At 64.2% G+C, this 17,160-nt stretch carries 16 protein-coding genes and 1 pseudogene; 8 read left to right on the plus strand and 9 right to left on the minus strand.

Annotation, left to right across the window (positions count from 1 at the left end; translation table 11 throughout):
- Position 1 precedes the first annotated feature (1 nt).
- Positions 2-1,156 (plus strand): 2-oxo acid dehydrogenase subunit E2, encoded by a 1,155-nt coding sequence (locus QN239_RS17445; protein WP_499012271.1) that lies wholly within the window; start codon positions 2-4, stop codon positions 1,154-1,156.
- Between the two features lie 11 nt (positions 1,157-1,167).
- A complete protein-coding gene (locus QN239_RS17450) occupies positions 1,168-2,322 on the plus strand; it encodes an acyl-CoA dehydrogenase (protein ID WP_499012273.1) in 1,155 nt (384 codons plus the stop codon).
- Between the two features lie 6 nt (positions 2,323-2,328).
- Here the strand turns inward: QN239_RS17450 and QN239_RS17455 are convergent, their stop codons facing one another.
- The gene (locus tag QN239_RS17455) at positions 2,329-2,922 is read right to left on the minus strand and encodes a TetR/AcrR family transcriptional regulator (RefSeq protein WP_499012275.1); all 594 of its coding nucleotides are present in this window, start codon (positions 2,920-2,922) and stop codon (positions 2,329-2,331) included.
- A 432-nt stretch (positions 2,923-3,354) separates the two neighbouring features.
- Here QN239_RS17455 and QN239_RS17460 point away from each other — a divergent pair, with 432 nt between their 5' ends.
- A complete protein-coding gene (locus QN239_RS17460; protein WP_499012277.1) occupies positions 3,355-5,244 on the plus strand; it encodes an AMP-dependent synthetase/ligase in 1,890 nt (629 codons plus the stop codon).
- Positions 5,245-5,268: 24 nt separating this feature from the next.
- On the opposite strand, the gene QN239_RS17465 is transcribed toward QN239_RS17460, so the two are convergent.
- The 6 genes from QN239_RS17465 to QN239_RS17490 form a co-directional block, all read right to left on the minus strand.
- The gene (locus tag QN239_RS17465; protein ID WP_499012280.1) at positions 5,269-6,723 is read right to left on the minus strand and encodes an MmgE/PrpD family protein; all 1,455 of its coding nucleotides are present in this window, start codon (positions 6,721-6,723) and stop codon (positions 5,269-5,271) included.
- Positions 6,707-7,231, minus strand: coding sequence for a flavin reductase family protein (locus QN239_RS17470; protein ID WP_499012282.1), 525 nt, complete (start codon positions 7,229-7,231; stop codon positions 6,707-6,709). Before QN239_RS17470 ends, QN239_RS17465 begins: the two co-directional genes overlap by 17 nt.
- Positions 7,228-8,073, minus strand: coding sequence for a creatininase family protein (locus tag QN239_RS17475; protein WP_499012284.1), 846 nt, complete (start codon positions 8,071-8,073; stop codon positions 7,228-7,230). The genes QN239_RS17470 and QN239_RS17475 overlap by 4 nt, the downstream gene beginning before the upstream one ends.
- A gap of 170 nt (positions 8,074-8,243) precedes the next feature.
- Positions 8,244-9,050 (minus strand): enoyl-CoA hydratase/isomerase family protein, encoded by an 807-nt coding sequence (locus QN239_RS17480; protein ID WP_499012287.1) that lies wholly within the window; start codon positions 9,048-9,050, stop codon positions 8,244-8,246.
- Positions 9,047-9,904 carry an enoyl-CoA hydratase-related protein gene (locus tag QN239_RS17485; protein ID WP_499012290.1) on the minus strand — a complete coding sequence of 286 codons (858 nt, stop codon included), beginning with the start codon at positions 9,902-9,904 and terminating at the stop codon, positions 9,047-9,049. The genes QN239_RS17480 and QN239_RS17485 overlap by 4 nt, the downstream gene beginning before the upstream one ends.
- On the minus strand, positions 9,904-11,100 hold the full coding sequence (locus QN239_RS17490; RefSeq protein ID WP_090358160.1) for an LLM class flavin-dependent oxidoreductase: 1,197 nt from the start codon (positions 11,098-11,100) through the stop codon (positions 9,904-9,906). The genes QN239_RS17485 and QN239_RS17490 overlap by 1 nt, the downstream gene beginning before the upstream one ends.
- A gap of 410 nt (positions 11,101-11,510) precedes the next feature.
- Here QN239_RS17490 and QN239_RS17495 point away from each other — a divergent pair, with 410 nt between their 5' ends.
- Together QN239_RS17495 and QN239_RS17500 are read left to right on the plus strand one after the other, a co-directional pair.
- Positions 11,511-12,155 (plus strand): TetR/AcrR family transcriptional regulator, encoded by a 645-nt coding sequence (locus tag QN239_RS17495; protein WP_499012293.1) that lies wholly within the window; start codon positions 11,511-11,513, stop codon positions 12,153-12,155.
- A gap of 54 nt (positions 12,156-12,209) precedes the next feature.
- Positions 12,210-12,314 (plus strand): annotated as a pseudogene (locus QN239_RS17500) (short-chain dehydrogenase); the annotation flags it as partial.
- A gap of 122 nt (positions 12,315-12,436) precedes the next feature.
- On the opposite strand, the gene QN239_RS17505 reads toward QN239_RS17500, so the two are convergent.
- The gene (locus tag QN239_RS17505; RefSeq protein ID WP_499012295.1) at positions 12,437-13,873 is read right to left on the minus strand and encodes an MFS transporter; all 1,437 of its coding nucleotides are present in this window, start codon (positions 13,871-13,873) and stop codon (positions 12,437-12,439) included.
- 605 nt (positions 13,874-14,478) lie between these two features.
- On the opposite strand from QN239_RS17505, the gene QN239_RS17510 reads away from it, so the two are divergent.
- Together QN239_RS17510 and QN239_RS17515 are read left to right on the plus strand one after the other, a co-directional pair.
- Positions 14,479-14,865 (plus strand): darcynin family protein, encoded by a 387-nt coding sequence (locus QN239_RS17510; protein WP_499012297.1) that lies wholly within the window; start codon positions 14,479-14,481, stop codon positions 14,863-14,865.
- The gene (locus QN239_RS17515) at positions 14,862-14,960 is read left to right on the plus strand and encodes an SDR family NAD(P)-dependent oxidoreductase (RefSeq protein ID WP_499012300.1); all 99 of its coding nucleotides are present in this window, start codon (positions 14,862-14,864) and stop codon (positions 14,958-14,960) included. Before QN239_RS17510 ends, QN239_RS17515 begins: the two co-directional genes overlap by 4 nt.
- Before the next feature lie 262 nt (positions 14,961-15,222).
- Here the strand turns inward: QN239_RS17515 and QN239_RS17520 are convergent, their stop codons facing one another.
- The gene (locus QN239_RS17520; RefSeq protein WP_499012302.1) at positions 15,223-16,032 is read right to left on the minus strand and encodes an LLM class F420-dependent oxidoreductase; all 810 of its coding nucleotides are present in this window, start codon (positions 16,030-16,032) and stop codon (positions 15,223-15,225) included.
- Between the two features lie 311 nt (positions 16,033-16,343).
- Between QN239_RS17520 and QN239_RS17525 the strand changes: the two genes are divergently transcribed.
- Positions 16,344-17,138 (plus strand): SDR family oxidoreductase, encoded by a 795-nt coding sequence (locus tag QN239_RS17525; RefSeq protein WP_499012304.1) that lies wholly within the window; start codon positions 16,344-16,346, stop codon positions 17,136-17,138.
- Positions 17,139-17,160 lie beyond the last annotated feature (22 nt).

Consider the following 17,160-nt stretch of genomic DNA (forward strand, 5'->3'; position numbering starts at 1 on the left):
CATGACCACTGCCGAAAATGAGATCTCGGTGACGCTGCCCAGTCTCGGCGAAGGTGTCACCGAGGCGACCATCACCCGGTGGCTCAAGGCGGTGGGTGATCCGGTCGAACAAGACGAAGCGCTGCTCGAGGTGTCCACCGACAAGGTCGACACCGAGATTCCGGCTCCCGCAGCCGGCATCCTGGTGCAGATCACAGAACCTGAGGACGCCCTGGTGATGGTGGGTGCCGTCGTCGCGAGGCTCAGCATCGCTGCACCGTCGAGCAAAGCCCCGGACCTGCCGACGCCACCACTACCGGAACCCGAACCCGCGCCGGCACCGCTCGCCGCGGCCGCGGTCAACCCCACGCCCGAATGCGCGCCGCCGCCGGCTGCGCAGCCGGACCCTGATGCCGGAATCGACCGGGTGGAGAAGCTCCCGCGCATCCGCCGGACCATCGCGCGCCGGATGGTCGAATCTCTGCACACCGCAGCACAACTCACCACTGTCGTCGAAGCCGACCTCACGTCCGTCGCGACTCGGCGTGCGCAGATGAAACAGCAGTTTCACGACCGAACCGGTTTCCGGCTGTCCTATCTGCCCTTCATCGCGGTGGCCGCGGTCGATGCGTTGGCCGAGCACCCCATCATCAACGCGACGGTCGACAGCGACTGTTCTGAGGTGACCTACCACGGCTCAGTGCACCTGGGGGTGGCCGTGGACGGTCCGAAGGGCCTCATGGTGCCGGTGATCCGTGACGCGCAGCACCGAGATGTCGTTGCGACGGGTACGGCCATCGCAACGGCGGCCGCGGCCGTACGCGACGGCTCGATACGACCCGACGACCTGAGCGGCGGCACGTTCACAATCACCAATACCGGAAGTCGAGGGGCGCTGTTCGACACTCCGATCATCAACCAGCCCCAATCCGCCATCCTGGGCATCGGTGCCGCGACGGAACGGCTTGTGCCCGAACGTGACACCGATGGTTCACTGCTCATCCGCACCCGGCCCATGGTGTACCTGTCGCTGACCTACGACCATCGGCTCATCGACGGGGCCGATGCGGCCCGCTACCTGACCTCGGTCCGGACCCGATTGGAGTCGTGGTCCAGGGGAGCGCCGGCCGACGCCGGCATTTCCCCATCGGAAGCCAGCACAGCCACCCATCGCTGAGAGGAGAACCCATGGTGCAATCGTCGTTCGACCTCTTCTGTCTGCCGGAGGAACACCAGGAACTGCGTGCTGCAATCCGTGCGCTCGCCGAGAAGGAGATCGCACCGCACGCAGCGGATGTCGACGAGAAGTCGCGATTCCCGCAAGAGGCGCTGGAGGCGCTGACCGCCTCGAGCTTCAACGCGGTCCACGTGCCCGAGCTGTACGGCGGTCAGGGCGCCGATTCGGTGGCCACCTGCATCGTGATCGAAGAGGTGGCCCGGGTCGACGCATCGGCGTCGCTGATCCCGGCCGTCAACAAGCTGGGCACCATGGGGTTGATCCTGCACGGCTCGGAAGACCTCAAAAAGCGGGTGCTACCGGATCTCGTGCGTGGGCAGCTGGCCTCGTACGCGCTGTCCGAACGTGAGGCGGGCAGCGACGCAGCCGGCATGCGAACGCGCGCAAGAGCAGACGGTGAAGACTGGATTCTCGACGGCACCAAAGCGTGGATCACCAACGGCGGCAAATCAACCTGGTACACCGTGATGGCGGTGACCGACCCCGACAAGGGCACCAACGGGATCTCGGCATTCGTGGTCCATATCGAGGACGAAGGTTTCACCGTCGGCGCCGCGGAACGCAAGCTCGGCATCAAGGGTTCGCCGACCGTCGAGTTGTACTTCGAGCACTGCCGGATTCCGGGGGACCGGATCATCGGCGAGCCGGGCACCGGTTTCAAGACGGCGTTGGCGACGTTGGACCACACTCGTCCGACCATCGGAGCACAAGCGGTCGGTATCGCTCAAGGTGCTTTGGATGCGGCGATCGAATACGCAAGGGGCCGCAGACAGTTCGGGCGGGCGATCAGTGATTTTCAAGGCGTGCAGTTCATGCTCGCTGACATGGCGATGAAGGTCGAGGCAGCACGGTTGATGGTGTACAACGCCGCGGCCCGCGCCGAGCGGGGCGAGGGCAACCTGGGCTTCATCTCGGCGGCATCGAAGTGCTTTGCCTCCGACATTGCGATGGAGGTCACCACCGATGCGGTCCAACTGTTCGGCGGTGCCGGTTACACGGTCGACTTTCCGGTCGAGCGAATGATGCGTGATGCCAAGATCACGCAGATCTACGAGGGTACGAATCAGATCCAGCGGGTGGTGATGAGCCGGGCGCTCCTGAAGTAGCCCGGATCAGACGTGTGGCCGGGAAGAGGCCGTCAGTGCGTGGTAGGCGGCGGTGGACATGGTGGTGACGATCGTCTCGTGGTCGAGTCCCTTGTGCAGCGTTGCGGCGGCGTTGAGCATCGAGAAGACGGTCTGGGTCAGCAGGCGCACGGCTGGATCCGATAGATCGGGGCGGAGGATCGCCACGACCGAGATCCATTCTTCAGCATAGAGATTCATCGCACGTCGAATCCGTCGTCGGTCGGCTTCGGGAAATGCATGTTCGTTCTTGAGAAAGATCAGAGGAGTCGGCGGTCCTTCCACGACACTTCGAATATGGAAGTCCACCATGGTCGTCAGCGCTGCGTGCGGATCATCCTGCTCCTCGGCAACCTTGCGGGCGAACTCGTGCAGTGAGCCGATCGGATTCTCCACGACGGCGATCAGCAGTGCCTGCTTGTTCTGGAAGTGACGGTAGAGACCTGGTGCGGAGATACCTGCTTTCGCACACACCATTCCGACGGTCACGGAATCGTAGGGATGCTCCATGAAGAGGTCCGCGGCGACCTTCAACAAGAGCTCGCGCCGAGAACCTCTGGCGGATGGGCGGCCTTCAGTCATGCCCGTCACGATATCCCGCTCGCCCGCTCTATTGGGCGGTGTGAGGATCGGCGCCGCTCGGACGCGCGGATGACCCGCGCACAGTTATCGAACATTAACCTCAGGCCATCGTCGGCTGCGGGAGCCGCCGGATCGGGCCCGTGCCGGCCGTCCTTACCGTGAAAAGTGATGAGGACGTGGGCATATGTATGGCAGTGGGGAGGTGTCCCGGATCGCAGCCGGGTCATCATTGACAAGAAGTATGCATCGCGATTACGTTAATCATTGTTCACATAGGGATCGTTCTAGCGGTTCGGGGTGCCATGGTCGACGCGGTGGGGTCCCCGCCGGTTTTCGCCGCTGCCCGCCTCGGCGCTGGGACGAGTCCGAGGCTTGTGCCGCAAACTGTCAAAACCTCAATGAGGAACTGAGCTGATAGGTGAGAATTCCGCTATGACGCCGTTGGGTGCCGGTAAAAGTGGCAGCGGGCCGGTGCTTTCGGCCCTGACGGCCTTCGAGGCCGTCGATCGGACATTTCCACAGATGCTCTGCGACCGGGAGCGGTCAGAGCCGGACACCGTCGCATTCCAGAGCTGGTCTGTCGACGCGATACGCCCGACCACCTGGCGTGCCTATCTCGATGAAGTCCGCGCAATTGCGCTCGCCCTGCACGGATCGGGCATCGCGGCGGGTGACCGCGTGGCGATCCTGGCCGGGCCCCGCCCCGAATGGGTGGTCGCGGGTCTGGCGATTCTGAGCGTCGGAGGTATCCCGGTCGGTGTGCACCAGACCAGTTCCGGCCCGGAGGTTCGGCACGTGTTGGAAAACAGCGGGGCCACCGCGATTTTCGTCGAAACCGAGGACGATGCGGAGAAGGTGGCCGCGCTGAGTGCTGACCTCGATCGGCTGCGGATCGCGGTCGGGCTCGACATCCGCCCGTCGGGTCTGGCCGGCGGTGTCGAGGTGCAGACCTGGCAGCAAATGTGCGCCGATGGCCGCCGGCTGGCCGCCGCAGACCCCGCGCTTTTCGAGAAGCTGGTCGAGGCGGGTGATGTCGATCAACCGGCGGGACTGTTCTACACCTCGGGCTCCACGGGTGCGCCCAAGGGGGTGACGCACACCCACCGAACGATCCAGTATTCCGTCCTCGGTTTCGCGATGTCCTATCCCGAACTCGGGCGCACACGTCACGATCTCGTCGGCTTCCTCGGCCTGTCGCACGTCGCCCCGGCTCTCATCGCGGTGTACGCACCGATCATGACCCGACTGGTCATCACCCACTGCAGCATCGAGGAGCGGCTCGCGGCGCTGATCGGAGTCCGACCCACCGCGGTGCTGTGGCCCCCGCGGATGCACGAGAAGCTGGCCGCCGAGGCTCTGCAGGCACTAGCCGGATCGGGCAGGGTGTTCCGATTCCGCTACCGCCTGGCGATGACGGTGGCCCGGCGGGTCAGTGCGCGGCGCTGGCAGCAACGCGGACTGCCCTGGTACTTGCGTGCCGCCGACTCGGTAGCCCGCAAGTTGGTGTTCGTCCCGCTGCTCGCCAAGGTGGGTATGGATCGCATCCAGGTGACCTGGACGGCGTCGGGAAGCATGACCCCCGATGTGGCCGCGCTCTGGCACATGTGGGGCCTTGACCTCCGAGAGCTGTTCGGCACCACCGAAACCTGCGGATCGGTACTGGCACAATGGGACCGGTCCTTTCCGGCACCCGGCACCATCGGCAAGTGCCTGCCGGACCCGCGCTGGCAGCTACGGGTTTCCGCGGAAGGGGAATTGCAGTTACGCAGTCCCTCCCTGTTCGTCGGCTACTGGGAGAATCCCGAGGCCTCCGCGTCGGCGATGTCGGACGGCTGGTACCGCACCGGGGATCTGGTGGAGCTCGCACTCGACGGCGAAGTGAAGATCATCGGCCGGTTGAAGGATGTCCTGAAAACCAGCGGCGGCAAGATGGTGAACCCGCAACCGATCGAACTGCGTCTCAAGGCCAGCCCGCTCATCGACGAGGCCTTCGTCGTGGGCGACGGACGAAAGTACCTCTCGGTGTTGTTGAGCATGAGCCAAGAGGCCGAGAAGCTGACGGCGCGGGACCGCGACGACGCGTTGAGCGCGTGGCTCGACGAGGTGAACGCCGAGTTCGCACGCCCCTATCAGCTGAAGAAGTACCGGGTTCTTCCGCGGGAGCTGTCGGTGTCAGCCGGCGAACTCACGGCCAAAGGCACCATTCGGCGGGCCGCCATCTTGGCGGCGTTCGGCGATCTCGTCGAGGAGATGTATGACGCCGGAGATCTCGACGCCATCGCGCGCGAGGCGCGTTATGTAGGGCCGAACCGGAGACGGTAGGTCACGTGTCGGCGGCACGTGCGCTCAGGGGAAGATTCCGTGCGTGACGGGTGCTTCATCCAGGATATGTTGGCTGATAACAGGATTCAGCATGCCCAGCATTCCCCGTTTCAGGTCGCTCAGGCAGGTGACCACGTCCAGGAAGCGCTGTTGCTCTCGCCTGTCGATGACCCCCTCGGCAAGTTCGGTGAACTTGGCGATGTAGTCGCTGCGCTGGAAGGGGCGGGCGCCCGACGGGTGTGCGTCGGGGGCGGCGAGTTCATCGGTGATCACCGCACCGGACTTCATCGTGATCGTGGCCCGTGCACCCAGGACCATTTCTGCCGGACTCCCGATGGTGGAGATCTGTTGGCACAGGGCCATCGTGTCCGCCCGCTGCGACCGCTCGGGTGTGTAGGACTGTTCGTGATGCCAGGCACCGTCTTGCAGTGCAACGGCGAACACGTACGGCACCGAGTGGGCGAGTGCATCCCGCGCCGGCTGGGAGTTGAACACACGCGGATCTCCGGCGTCGGCTGTCACGTGAGCGTCTTGTCGGGTGTGCAAAACGATGGACTCGATCGTCTCGACCCGGCCGATCCGGTCCCGCATCGCCAGGGCCAGATCGATCCAGGCTTGGCAGTGGTAGGCGGCAGAGTGCTTTCGGGGGCAGCTGTCGAGAATGGCCGTCCTCGGTCCACCCGGCGCGGGTAATCGTGCCCCGGAGTCGTATTCGGTCAGCAGCCAGTCGTACCCGCTGTCGCCGGTGACCTCTTGTTGGTGCGGGTGGCGTTCGCCGCGCATGGCGCGGTCCACAGCTTCGATCGCCACCTTGCCTGCGTAGGCGGGTGCGTAGTCGTTGCGGCCGGACTCCAGAGTCCGCCGGCGGCAGCGGCCGGAGGCAGTCAACTGGACCGTGTCGGCGATGGCGCTGTAGATGGTCTCCGGGGAGAGCCGGAGCATGGTGCCCAGGCCAGCCGCCACCGCGGTGCTCACATGTCCGGGATGACCGACCGCCCTCTGCGCCGGGTGAGTTCGCTTAATCAGGGCGATGTACACCTCGTAGGCGGTCGCGATGCCGTTGACCAGAGCGGTGCCGCGAAGCCCCGTCTGCTGTGCCACGGCCGTCAGCGCCGCAATGGTGGTGCCGGGGTGCGCGTCATCGGCGGCCGGGAACGCGTCGTGCAGCTCAAGCTCGTGGACCGCGACACCATTGGCGAAGGCGGCCCACTCGGCGGAGTAGGTGCCTTCGATGCCGAAGATCGCGGCGCCTGGCGTGGTCCGGTGTACCCGGGCCTGGGCGCGCGCCAGGGTGATGGAATGCCGGCGCGCGACTGCGGCGGCAACCGCAGCGTTGTCGATGATGCGGTTGATCACCATGGCCCTGGTCTCGGCCGGCACCGTGGCGGGATCCGCGGCGAGTTGCGCGATCTTCCAGGCCGGTTGGTCCGCGCGGGGCAGGAACTCGTCGTGCGGTCGGACCTTACTGGGGGTTGTCATCGGTGACTATCGTCCGGAAACGGCTGTCGTGGAAGATCAGTGGCGATACGGTTTCATCGTCGGCGGCACTGACCACCTCCATCAGCACGACATCGTGATCGCCTGCGGTGATCGATGTGCTGATCCGACAGTCGAGCCAGGCCGCGGCGTCGGCGAGGAAGACGGCGGAGGAAGCGCTGGTGAACCAGGTCAGCCCGGCAAAGCGGTCGGCGTTCTTGGCCGCCAATTGACGGGACAGCTGCGCGTGTCCCTCGGCGAGCACCGAGATCCCGACATGGTCTTCTCGCGACAGCTGGGGCCACGTCGTCGATGTGTGCTGTACGCAGATCGATACCAAGGCGGGTTCCATGGACACCGGGGTGAATGACGTGGCCACGATCCCTACCGGTTGACTGTCGCGCACAGCGCAGATGGCGGCCACGCCGGTCGGATACCGACCGTACAGCCTGCGAAGCCGCGACATGTCGTGGGCGGTGTCACCGGAGCCGATCTCGGTGAAAGTGTTCATGTTTCGTCTTCCTCGGTGGACGCAGCGTGCGGCGCTGCGGGGGATTGGCTCGATGGACGGACCGGCGCTTCCCGGCTGCGGACGTAGTCGGTGATCAGCCCGGTGACCGCGTCCAGGCAAGCGCGACCGATCGCGGGAGCGGCTCCGATGGGATTGCCCAGAATGCCATTGGGGGAGAAGGCTTTGAGACCTTCGTCGAGCACACGGGTGAGAAAGGCATCGTAGGTGCTCACCTGGTAGCCGGGAACCAGTCGATCGACCCGCACGCGTTCGGGATCCAGCGCGAGCATGATCGACGTTTCGGCGATATCGGCGTGCCCGCCGACGCTGTCGCGGTGCCCGGACGGTTCCGCTGCGGCACGCCACGCGTCGAGGATCGCCTGACTGCCGGTGAAGACGATCACCGACAGAGGTGCCAGTGTGGCGGCGAGCCGGGCCTCGAATTCGCGCATCACCGGATAGTTCCCAATGTGCCCGGAGAACAGCACCAGGGTGTTGAAGCCCGAATCTGCCAAGTTCGCGCCGTAGTCCTCGCAGATTGCTTCCAGCGTGGAGGCGCGTAGCGACAGGGTTCCCGGGAAACCGAGGTGGTGCGGTGAGTACCCGACCCGCACCGTCGGCAGGACCAGTGCATCCCCGAGCTTGCGCGCCACGCGTATCGCGAGCTCGTCGGCATGATCGGCGTCCATCGACAGCGGCAGATGCGGACCGTGTTGCTCCACGGCGGCCAGGGGGAGGATTGCGGTGCGTGCGCCCTGTGCAACCGCAGCCGCCACCTCGCCGCTGGTCATCCGCTCGATACGGACTTCCTTGTCGGCGCCGACGGGCGCCCACTCACTCATTGCCCCGCCCCGACAGGCAAGCTCGGCCGGCGATTTGATCCTGATCGCGTGCTTCGTTCATCCCACGCGCTCAGGGCCGCATGCCACGCCGGCGCCGGCATCGACGTGGCTGTCCGGAAAGCTCTCTCTACGACCATTGTCTGCCCTCGTCCTCGGCGAGCACGTTCGTGCTATCGGTCTGTCGATTGGCGGCTCGTGGACACCTTGTCCCGATTCCAGCCGGCGCGCAGTCCCGCGGCCACGGGATCCTCGAAGTAAGCGTTCGCGGCGGCGATCGTGTTCGCCAACGACCGTTCATCCCGGGCGTCGTCGGGATCGTTGACGCTGCGCTTGAGCGCGCCGTATAGAACCGGAGCCTTTGTGCCGGCGGTGCGCGCCGCCTCGATGGCCGAACCAAGCAGGGTGTCGGGCTCTTCGAGGCGTTCGACCAATCCGATCCTGACGGCCTTCTCAGCCGAGAACAGGTCCCCGGACAACACCATCGACCGGACCGCGCGGGCCCCGATGATGCGCTCGGCGCGCTGGATGCCCTTGTCCGCCGGCAGCAGACCGTGATTGATCTCCGGGAATCCGAACTTCGCGTTCGGGGTCGCAAAGACGGTATCGGCGAAGAGCACCAGTTCCATTCCGCCCCCGACACAGTGCCCGTTGACTGCCGCGATGAGAGGCCGGGGAAACCGATCCAGTGCGACGAGCAGTGCGTGGAAGTCCCGCATCCGTCCCTCGATCTCCGCCGGCCCAGTGCCCTCGAGCTCCTTGATGTCGCCCCCGGCGGTGAAGAAGCGCGCACCGGCACCGGTGAGGACCACCGGTGCCGGTGCGGCTTGGGGAGCCAACTCGGCGAAGAACGTGCGAAGACTGGCCACCAGGCTGTGGTTCAACGCATTTGCCGGCGGTCGGTCCATGGTGACCACGAGGACACCGGAGTGGTCGGCCCACGTCAGCCCGGGGAGCGCAGCGTTGGCGATATCACTCATGCCTGGCTGACCGTCTCCGGTGATGGTGCGGCGTGATCGCCGTGCGCAGAGGGAAAACGCGTGGGGCGCTTCTCCCGGAAGGCTTGCCGCGCCTCGAGGTAATCGGCACCGGCGAAATTGAGTGTTTCCAAAGCGGCCGAGAGCTCCTGCTGCGGAATCGCGTTGGTCAACCAACCGGTGTTCAGCGACCGTTTGGTCCACTGGATGGCGCGTTGCGAGCCGAGCGCGAGATCGTCGGCGATCGCCAGTGCACGTTCGAGCACCTTGTCTCTGGGCTCCACCAGGCTGACCAGCCCGATCCGTTCGGCTTCGATTCCCGTCAAACGTGCGGACGTGAGCTGGTAGTACTTGGCCTTGGCCATGCCGACGAGCAGCGGCCAGATCAGCGATGAGTGGTCTCCGGCGACCACGCCGACACGGGTGTGCCCGTCCATGAGAACAGCGTCCTCGGCGGCGATGCTGATGTCGGCGAGCAGTCCCAGCGACAGACCCCAACCGACGGCCGGTCCGTTGATCGCCGTGATGATCGGCTTGTCCATGTTCAGCGTCGCCAGGATGCGCTTGCGTTCGGTCTCCATGAGCGCGATCGCGTCTTCCAGCGATGGATCGGGTTGGGCGACATCCATACCCGTGCAGAAGCCGCGGCCCGCGCCGGTGATGACGGCGACCCGGGTCTGCGGGTCGCGGTCGATGTCGAGCAGCAGGCTACCCATCATCTGGAACATCGGCATGGTGAGCGCGTTGAGGTGTTCTGGCCTGTTCAGGGTGATCAGGACAACGCCGTTGGGTTTGCGTTCGATGAGGATCTCTTCCGGATAGCGTGCGAAGATGTCGTCGCCGTTGAGGGTGCTCATCACGCCTCACCCGCGCCCACGCCACTGACTGCTGGTTGCTTCTGGTTCATGTTCTCCTCAAAGGCTTCTCGTTCGGCATAGTGCGCGGGACGCGCGGCGCGGATATCGGCCAGGACAGCCTCCGGGGTGCGTGCCACGCCACGCGGGTTCTTGAACTTCGGGATGACGTACTTTCCGAAGAGTTCGATCGACTTCATGAGCTCTTTGTGCGGTAGGCCGTCGATACGCATGACCAGTGAATCGACTCCGAGATCGGCGAAACGCTGAACCTGGGCGATGCAATCGTCGGGATCGCCGACGATGAATCCGGACGAGTCTTCGAACATGTAACGCTCGTCGTCGAAGTCCAGATGTTTCACCGCGCCCATGTACTGGTAGTCGCTGGACAGCTTCGACAGTCGCTCATAGGCATCGGTGGACAGGCCGACCGTCTCCTTGAGACCGCGGGCCCAGGTGCGGGCCTCCTCGCGGGTCTCCGCACAGTGCATGCCTCCGCCGATCGCCACGAGTCGCTCGGCCTGTACCGGATAGGTGTGCGTTGCCGAGGCCAGAGCATCGTCGTAGAGACGGATCATGTTCTCGACGAAATCGAAGCCGAGGTAGAAGCCACCCACGATGGCGCCGATGCCGAGCCCGGCGGCTGCCCGGACAGATTCCGGACTCCCGGTCGCCATGTGGATAGGGGGGTAGGGCGTTTGGATGCTTCTGGGAACCAGGCTGCGGGGTGGGATCTTGTAGTGCTCGCCGACGAAGGAGAACACGTCGTTGTGCAGAGCGCGGCGGATGACTTCGATTCCCTCGAGCTGCTGGGACTTGTTCTCCGAGGGTGAGACCTCGAAAGCACGCAACGCGAGCGTGGTGTTGCCACGCCCGACGCCGAGTTCGACCCGACCGTGAGACAGCAGATCCTCGGTGGCCAACCGCTCGGCGACGCGGAGGGCGTGGTTGATCCGGGTGGGAAGCAAGGTGACCAAGTGAACGAATCGAATCCTGTTGGTCAGGGCCATCAGGTACGGGTAGAGCACCTCGGGCGCGGACGTCGTGGCGGTACCGATGGCCAGATGCTGTTCCGAGGTGCCGAACGCATCGAAACCCACCTCTTCGGCCAGGAGCACCTCATCAATGAGTTCGCGATAGCGGTGCTCGTACGAGGCGCCGGGGGCAGTCTCGCCCTCGCTCATGAATATGAATCTCATGCTCTTCTCCATCTCCTTCCAATGTGAATCAGCATTAACGTATGGTCAGAGGGTCGCACTGTCAAGACGCAATCGCCAGATGTCACTGAATACACTGGTAGACCGGCATATAAAGTTCAACGCGTACATCAACTCGGCGATTTGTGGCCGTGTAAAGATGTTAATCACTACCGCTGTTCCGTAAAGAGATGCTGCAGTCGGAATGGCGGTGCACCCAGCAGTTCTCGGTGTAGATGGGCCGGAGACGGTGGTGCTGACCCGAGATGGTGAATCATCGCTAACGGCTGTGTCGCATGGTGGGGTGCCCGCAATGGTGTCGTCACCTGTGTGAAGGCGACGGTACGGGCTTCTCGGCGCGACGTCGTCCGTTGCCGCAGATGTGAATCCGATGCGGGGTATGGTGAACCCTTATGGCATCGTCGGGGACAGCGTCTATCGGGGCAGAGGTCGCGGTCGGGTGGAAGAGTGAACCACAGCCCCGTGGCTCGCGACGGAAACTGCTCCTGGATGCCGCCGCCGATCTGTTCCTGCACCACCCGTACGACTCGGTGACGGTCGGCATGGTCGCCACCGAAGCGGGGATCTCTGGTCCTGGCCTGTACCGCCACTTTCAGAACAAGCAGGCGCTGCTGATCGCGGTCGTCGAAGAAGGGCTGCAGGAGCTCCATCAGTTCGCTCGGGCCACCGTCGACTCCGAACCCGATCCACGTGCCGCGCTGACGGCAATGATCGACTTCCACGTGAGATCCGTGATCGCCGATCCGCCGAGGACTCTCATCTTCCTGAAGAACGAGCACGCACTTCCGGAATCCGATCGGCGCCGCATTCGCCGTGAGATGAATCAGTATGCGCAGGAATGGATTCTGGTTGTCCTCCAGCTCCGTCCGGATCTAGCAGAACCACAGGTCCGCCTGCTGACACAGGCGGTGTTCTCGATGCTCAACTCCGTGGCCACGCTCAACAAGGGGCTGGACCAAGAAGAGATCGTCGCGACGATGTCGACCGCGGCCATGCAAGCCCTGACCTGCCTCAGGTCCACCGGGCCGGCGGGCTGACTGTCCGACACGGACAAACTGGAAGCCCGGCCTTCACCAACTGCAAGAGCCATGATGAGCGTTCTCGATCTGTTTCGACACGACGACAGGGTTGTCATCGTCACCGGTGCGTCATCGGGTCTCGGGGAGGCCCTCGCGCAGGCATTCGCCGAAGCGGGGCCGATGTCGCCGACCCGTTCTCGTGGTCTGGATCTGGTGGACGGTGGTCTCACCATCACCTGACGGTGCGGGAAGAGATGTGGCATCAGCGGATAGGACCGCCCCCGATCCGGCGGACCTCACTACGCTGCAGACACTTTCGAGGTTCGGACAGCCAGCACGAGGACGAGGGCGGCAAGGGCGATTACACCGGACAGTCCCCAGGAGATGGCGAATCCGCTCCACGGAGGTGGCGCGCCGGCATCACCTCCGTCGACGGTGAGGGCGGCGCCGGACACCTGGGCGCCGATCGTTCCCGCCACCGCCTGGATCGCGAAGTTGAGACCATTGAACTCGGTCACCTTATTCGCCGGAACACCGGTGACCACAAGGTTCAGTGATTGTGTCATGGACACCGTCAGGCCGAAAATGACGAACAATGTCGCCAGGAAGACGATCGCGATACTGCCCCGGTGTCCGGCTGCCAGCATCAGTACCGCGCCGCCCAGGATCGAGATCGGTCCGATCGACGAGGCGAACCTGGACCCGATCAATCTGTCCAGCACCGAAATCAACGGTGCGGTGAGCCCGATCAAGGTGGTGGTCACCAGGATGACGGAGGTGACGGTCGCTGATCCACCAAGGCCGTAACCGGTGGAGGCAGGCAACTGCGTCTGAATGGGGACGTTGATGAGTGTGGCGTTGATGCAGTATCCGGCGAGGAACATCAGGCCTGACGACGCGACGACGGTGAAACTGCGCATGAGCCGTAGATCGACCAGGGGTTCGTTGACGGTGAGTTCGACGCGTACGAAGGCGATGATGGCCACCAGTCCAGTTGCGAACAGCAGCAGCAATTGCGGTGACCGCCACTCCCATCCGGGCGCGAACGTCAGCGCCAGCAGAATGCATGCCAGAGCGATGGCCAGCAGGACGCTGCCGGCGACATCGATACTCGGTCTATCGCCGCTGGTGCGCAAGGAGCGGGGCACGAAGCACCACACCGCCGCCATGCAGCCGGCCAGCGCGATGAACGGCACCCAGAACAACCATCGGTACGAGAGGTGGTCTGCGATCGGTCCGGCGACCATTGTTCCGACCGCGGTGCTGCCGTAGATGGCGCCGACCAGAATGCCGTTCGCCGATTTCGTCCGGGCCTCGCTTTGGGTGTCCCTGATGATGCCGATGGCCAGTGGGACGGTGCTCAGACCTACACCTTGCAGCAGTTGCCCGATGATCAGCATCTCGATGGACATCGATAGCGCCGACATCAGAGTTCCGGTCGCCACGATGGCGAGTATGCATAGCAGAGTACGGCGTTTGTCCCATACCTCACCCAGCCGGCTCGCAATGGGCGTCGCGATGGTGCCAGTGAGGAGCATGCCCGTGAGGACCCAGGAGATCGTCGATCCGGGGACGTGGAATTGCTCCTGCAAGATCGGAAGTGCAGGCGGCGTCACTGATTCGTTCAGGCCCTTGAACGCGGCGACGCATGAAATCACCGCGGTAAGAATTGCACCCGCGCGTGCGCGTTGGTCGGCGGGTGCAACACCCGAGACACGGGAATCGCGTAGGGACATAGAGCTGTTCCTCCCTCGGTGATGAACAGATAACCCGGGTGTGCGACGAAGAGCCCACTCCGCGCGACGACCTTCAAATGTCACCGGTACCGGTGCCGTGGCCGACGAGGCAATGCCAGCCCGCGGACCGCGAAGTGGCAGAGCCGGCGTCGAGTCGTTGGGAAATCGCCCTGCCAAGGATGGCCCTTTCCAAATGTGACTCGGCATTAACTTATGGCTGTGATGTGATCTTGTCAACAGATTGTCGCCGACAACGATGGTTGCGAGCACGGTATGTGGCTAGAAGTGCGCGTGCGTAACAGGTCTTCCCGTTACCGGTGTCCTGCGAACGCTTACCAGTTGACCTCCACCGGGAGTCGTAATCGTTCCAATATGCGAACGTCGATTAACGTATCGCGTGACGGTGGGGCGCCCTGATCATCGGAACGATCCCCGCACCGTCTAGCACCGCACTGTCGGGGTTGACGGCCGCCAAGCCCACGAGTTACCTTGACCGTGCATGCAATAGTGCGTGCGGTGGTGACAACCTCACAGGTCAGCGAAGAGATTCGTTGGCCTGTTCTCGTTTCTCTTCGATGTCGGAACAGTCGATGAAGAGAGAGACCATGTCTGAGAAACTAGCCGAGGCAAAGTCGGCATTGACGGTGTTCATGTTGGTGAAAACCAACCCGGAGTGGTTGGCGCTGCCGGTGGAACAGCGTTACGCCGAGATGCTCAAGTATCTGCAGCCGGCACTCGACCGGCACCCTTCCGTCCAGTTACGTTGGTATGACACGGAGTTCTACAGCGCACGGGTGACCGACACGTGGATGTGGGAGGTGTCCGATGCCCACGAGTACGAGCTCGTGGTGGAGGAACTCCGCGAAACACCGCTGTGGGACCGCTATTTCAGTATCGTTGAGATTCTCCCGGGTGTGCTGAATGCCTATGCCGACAATTATGGCAGGAACGCAATCGGCGGGCGCTCACCCGAGAAGTGGAGGACACTATGAGGCGAACTGCACTCATCACGGGAAGTAACCGCGGCATCGGTCGAGCGGCGGCAGAGGCACTCGCCGGCAACGGCGCCGACGTGATCCTCACCTGACACAGTGATCCCGAAGAGGCGATGGCGGTCGTGCATGGCTTACGGAAACGCGGTTACAACTCGACCGCTCTGCGCTTGGACGCGGCCCAGCGCAACATGTTTGGCGAGTTCTTCGACAACCTGCTCATGGCGCTGAGTCATAGGCGAGATTCGAGATCTTGGTCAACAAGCTGGGTTCGACGGTCGAACGCCCGAGTCCGCCGGTGGGATCACCGCTCAACGCATCGAGGCGTCCGGCGGCCGGAGCTTGTAGGTACCGATCTCACCCGTTGTCCCGCCATGCGACCACCTGCTTGAGCGACGTCAGGTCGTAACCGTTGTCGGCGGTGAGCTCGGTCTGAAAAAGCGTCACTCCTGCGTCGCGGAAGGCATCGGCGCTGTCGGGGTTCTCCCACAGCGTGGAGCGTTCGATATCGGCACCGTTGCGGCCGAACGTCGCTGCCAACTCATCGACACGGTCGCTGGACCTGCGGAACGCGTCCAGATCCTGGAACGCGTGCCAGATATCGGCGTGCCGGGCGACGGCCGGCAGCGAGCGCTTGGGTCCGGTGCCGCCGATGAGGATCGGTAGCTTTCGCACGGGCGGCGGAATCAGTGCGGCGAGCCGATTCTCGATGCGGATGAGGCTCTCGTCGAACAGATCGAAGCGAGAGCCGAAGGTGCCGAAGTCGTAACCGTAGGTGGTGTAATCCTTTTCGTACCATCCCGCGCCGAGGCCCAGGATGAGCCGGCCGCCGCTGATGTGGTCGACGGTGCGCGCCATGTCAGCGAGGAGGTCCGCGTTGCGGTATCCGACGCCGGTGACGAGGAGCCCGATCTCGGCGTGTGAGGTGATCTCGCCCCACGACGCGAGCGCGGTCCAGCCCTCGAAGTTGGCGACGTCGGGCTGCTCGTCCGACAGGATGGGCTTGCCGTCAACGATGGCTTCCATCGCCGGGCGGTGGAAGTGGTCGTAGCCGAAGATCACGTCGACGCCGAGGTCGTCAGCGGCCAGGACGGCTTCGCGCCACGTGGCGTAGCCGGGCGTGCCGCCGGGCTGGATCTGCACGGCTACGCGGACGGGACGGGTCATGAATGCTCCTGGTTCGGGGAGGGGGCTTCTCTTGAGCCAAGTTCACCGGGGACGCGTTTTATTCCGGAGCCGTGGTCGGTGCAGCGCGGTGATCATCCATCTCGTGCGATACGGCCGTGGCCAATCGCGGAGGTCGCTCAAGGGGGACTCTGGCAGTACCCGTACCGCGGGGGTCTCCTCGGCGTCCGGATTACCGCCTAGCTTGCTACGGATGCGGATATGAAAAGTGACGCCGCCCCATGCCGAGAGCACCTGCAGGGCGCGACGGTGTCAACTCACGGTCCTGTTCGATCAACCAGAAAGGTCACCCAGTGGTAGACAGTCAATTCGCCACGCATACAGAACTTTTCGATCTGAGTGGTAAGCACGGCCTCGTCACCGGTGGCACCAGGGGCATCGGGTTGATGATCGCGCGCGGGCTTCTCCAGGCGGGTGCCCGCGTGGTCATCAGTTCACGCAGCGCAGAAGCCTGCGCTCGGGCGCAGGAACAGCTGTCCGAATTCGGCGACGTCTGGACGGTCCCCGCCGATCTGTCCCGGCACGAGGAATGTGAGCGTCTCGCCGACCTCGTCTCGGCCGACTCTGGGAGCCTCGACATCCTCGTCAACAATGCGGGCGCCATGTGGGACGAGCCGTTGGCGACCTTCCCGGACGCAGCGTGGGACACGGTCATCGACCTCAACTTGAAGGCGCCGTTCTGGCTGGTGCAGGCGCTGCTGCCGGCACTCCGCCGCGCTGGGACCGCCGACGATCCCGCGCGGATCATCAACATCGGCAGCATCGCCGCGATACACATCCCGGCCCGGCCCAATTACTCGTATTCGAGCAGCAAGGCTGCGCTGCATCAACTCACCAGAGTGCTCGCCAAGGAACTGGGCCCCCAGCACATCACAGTGAACGCGGTGGCGCCCGGACCGTTCCCCTCGACGATGATGGCCGCGACCCTCGACGAGTTCGGCGAGGCGATCGCCGCGTCGGCCCCGCTACGCCGAATCGGTCGCGACGACGACATGGCGGGTGTCGCCGTGTTCCTCGCCAGCCGGGCAGGCGCCTATCTCACGGGCACCATCGTCCCCGTCGACGGAGGGATCGCCACGACCGCGTGATCCTTCGCTTGCGGTGCGGGCC

Origin of the sequence: Mycolicibacterium sp. Y3 (genome assembly GCF_051188035.1) — a bacterium.
Lineage (GTDB): Bacteria > Actinomycetota > Actinomycetes > Mycobacteriales > Mycobacteriaceae > Mycobacterium > Mycobacterium fluoranthenivorans.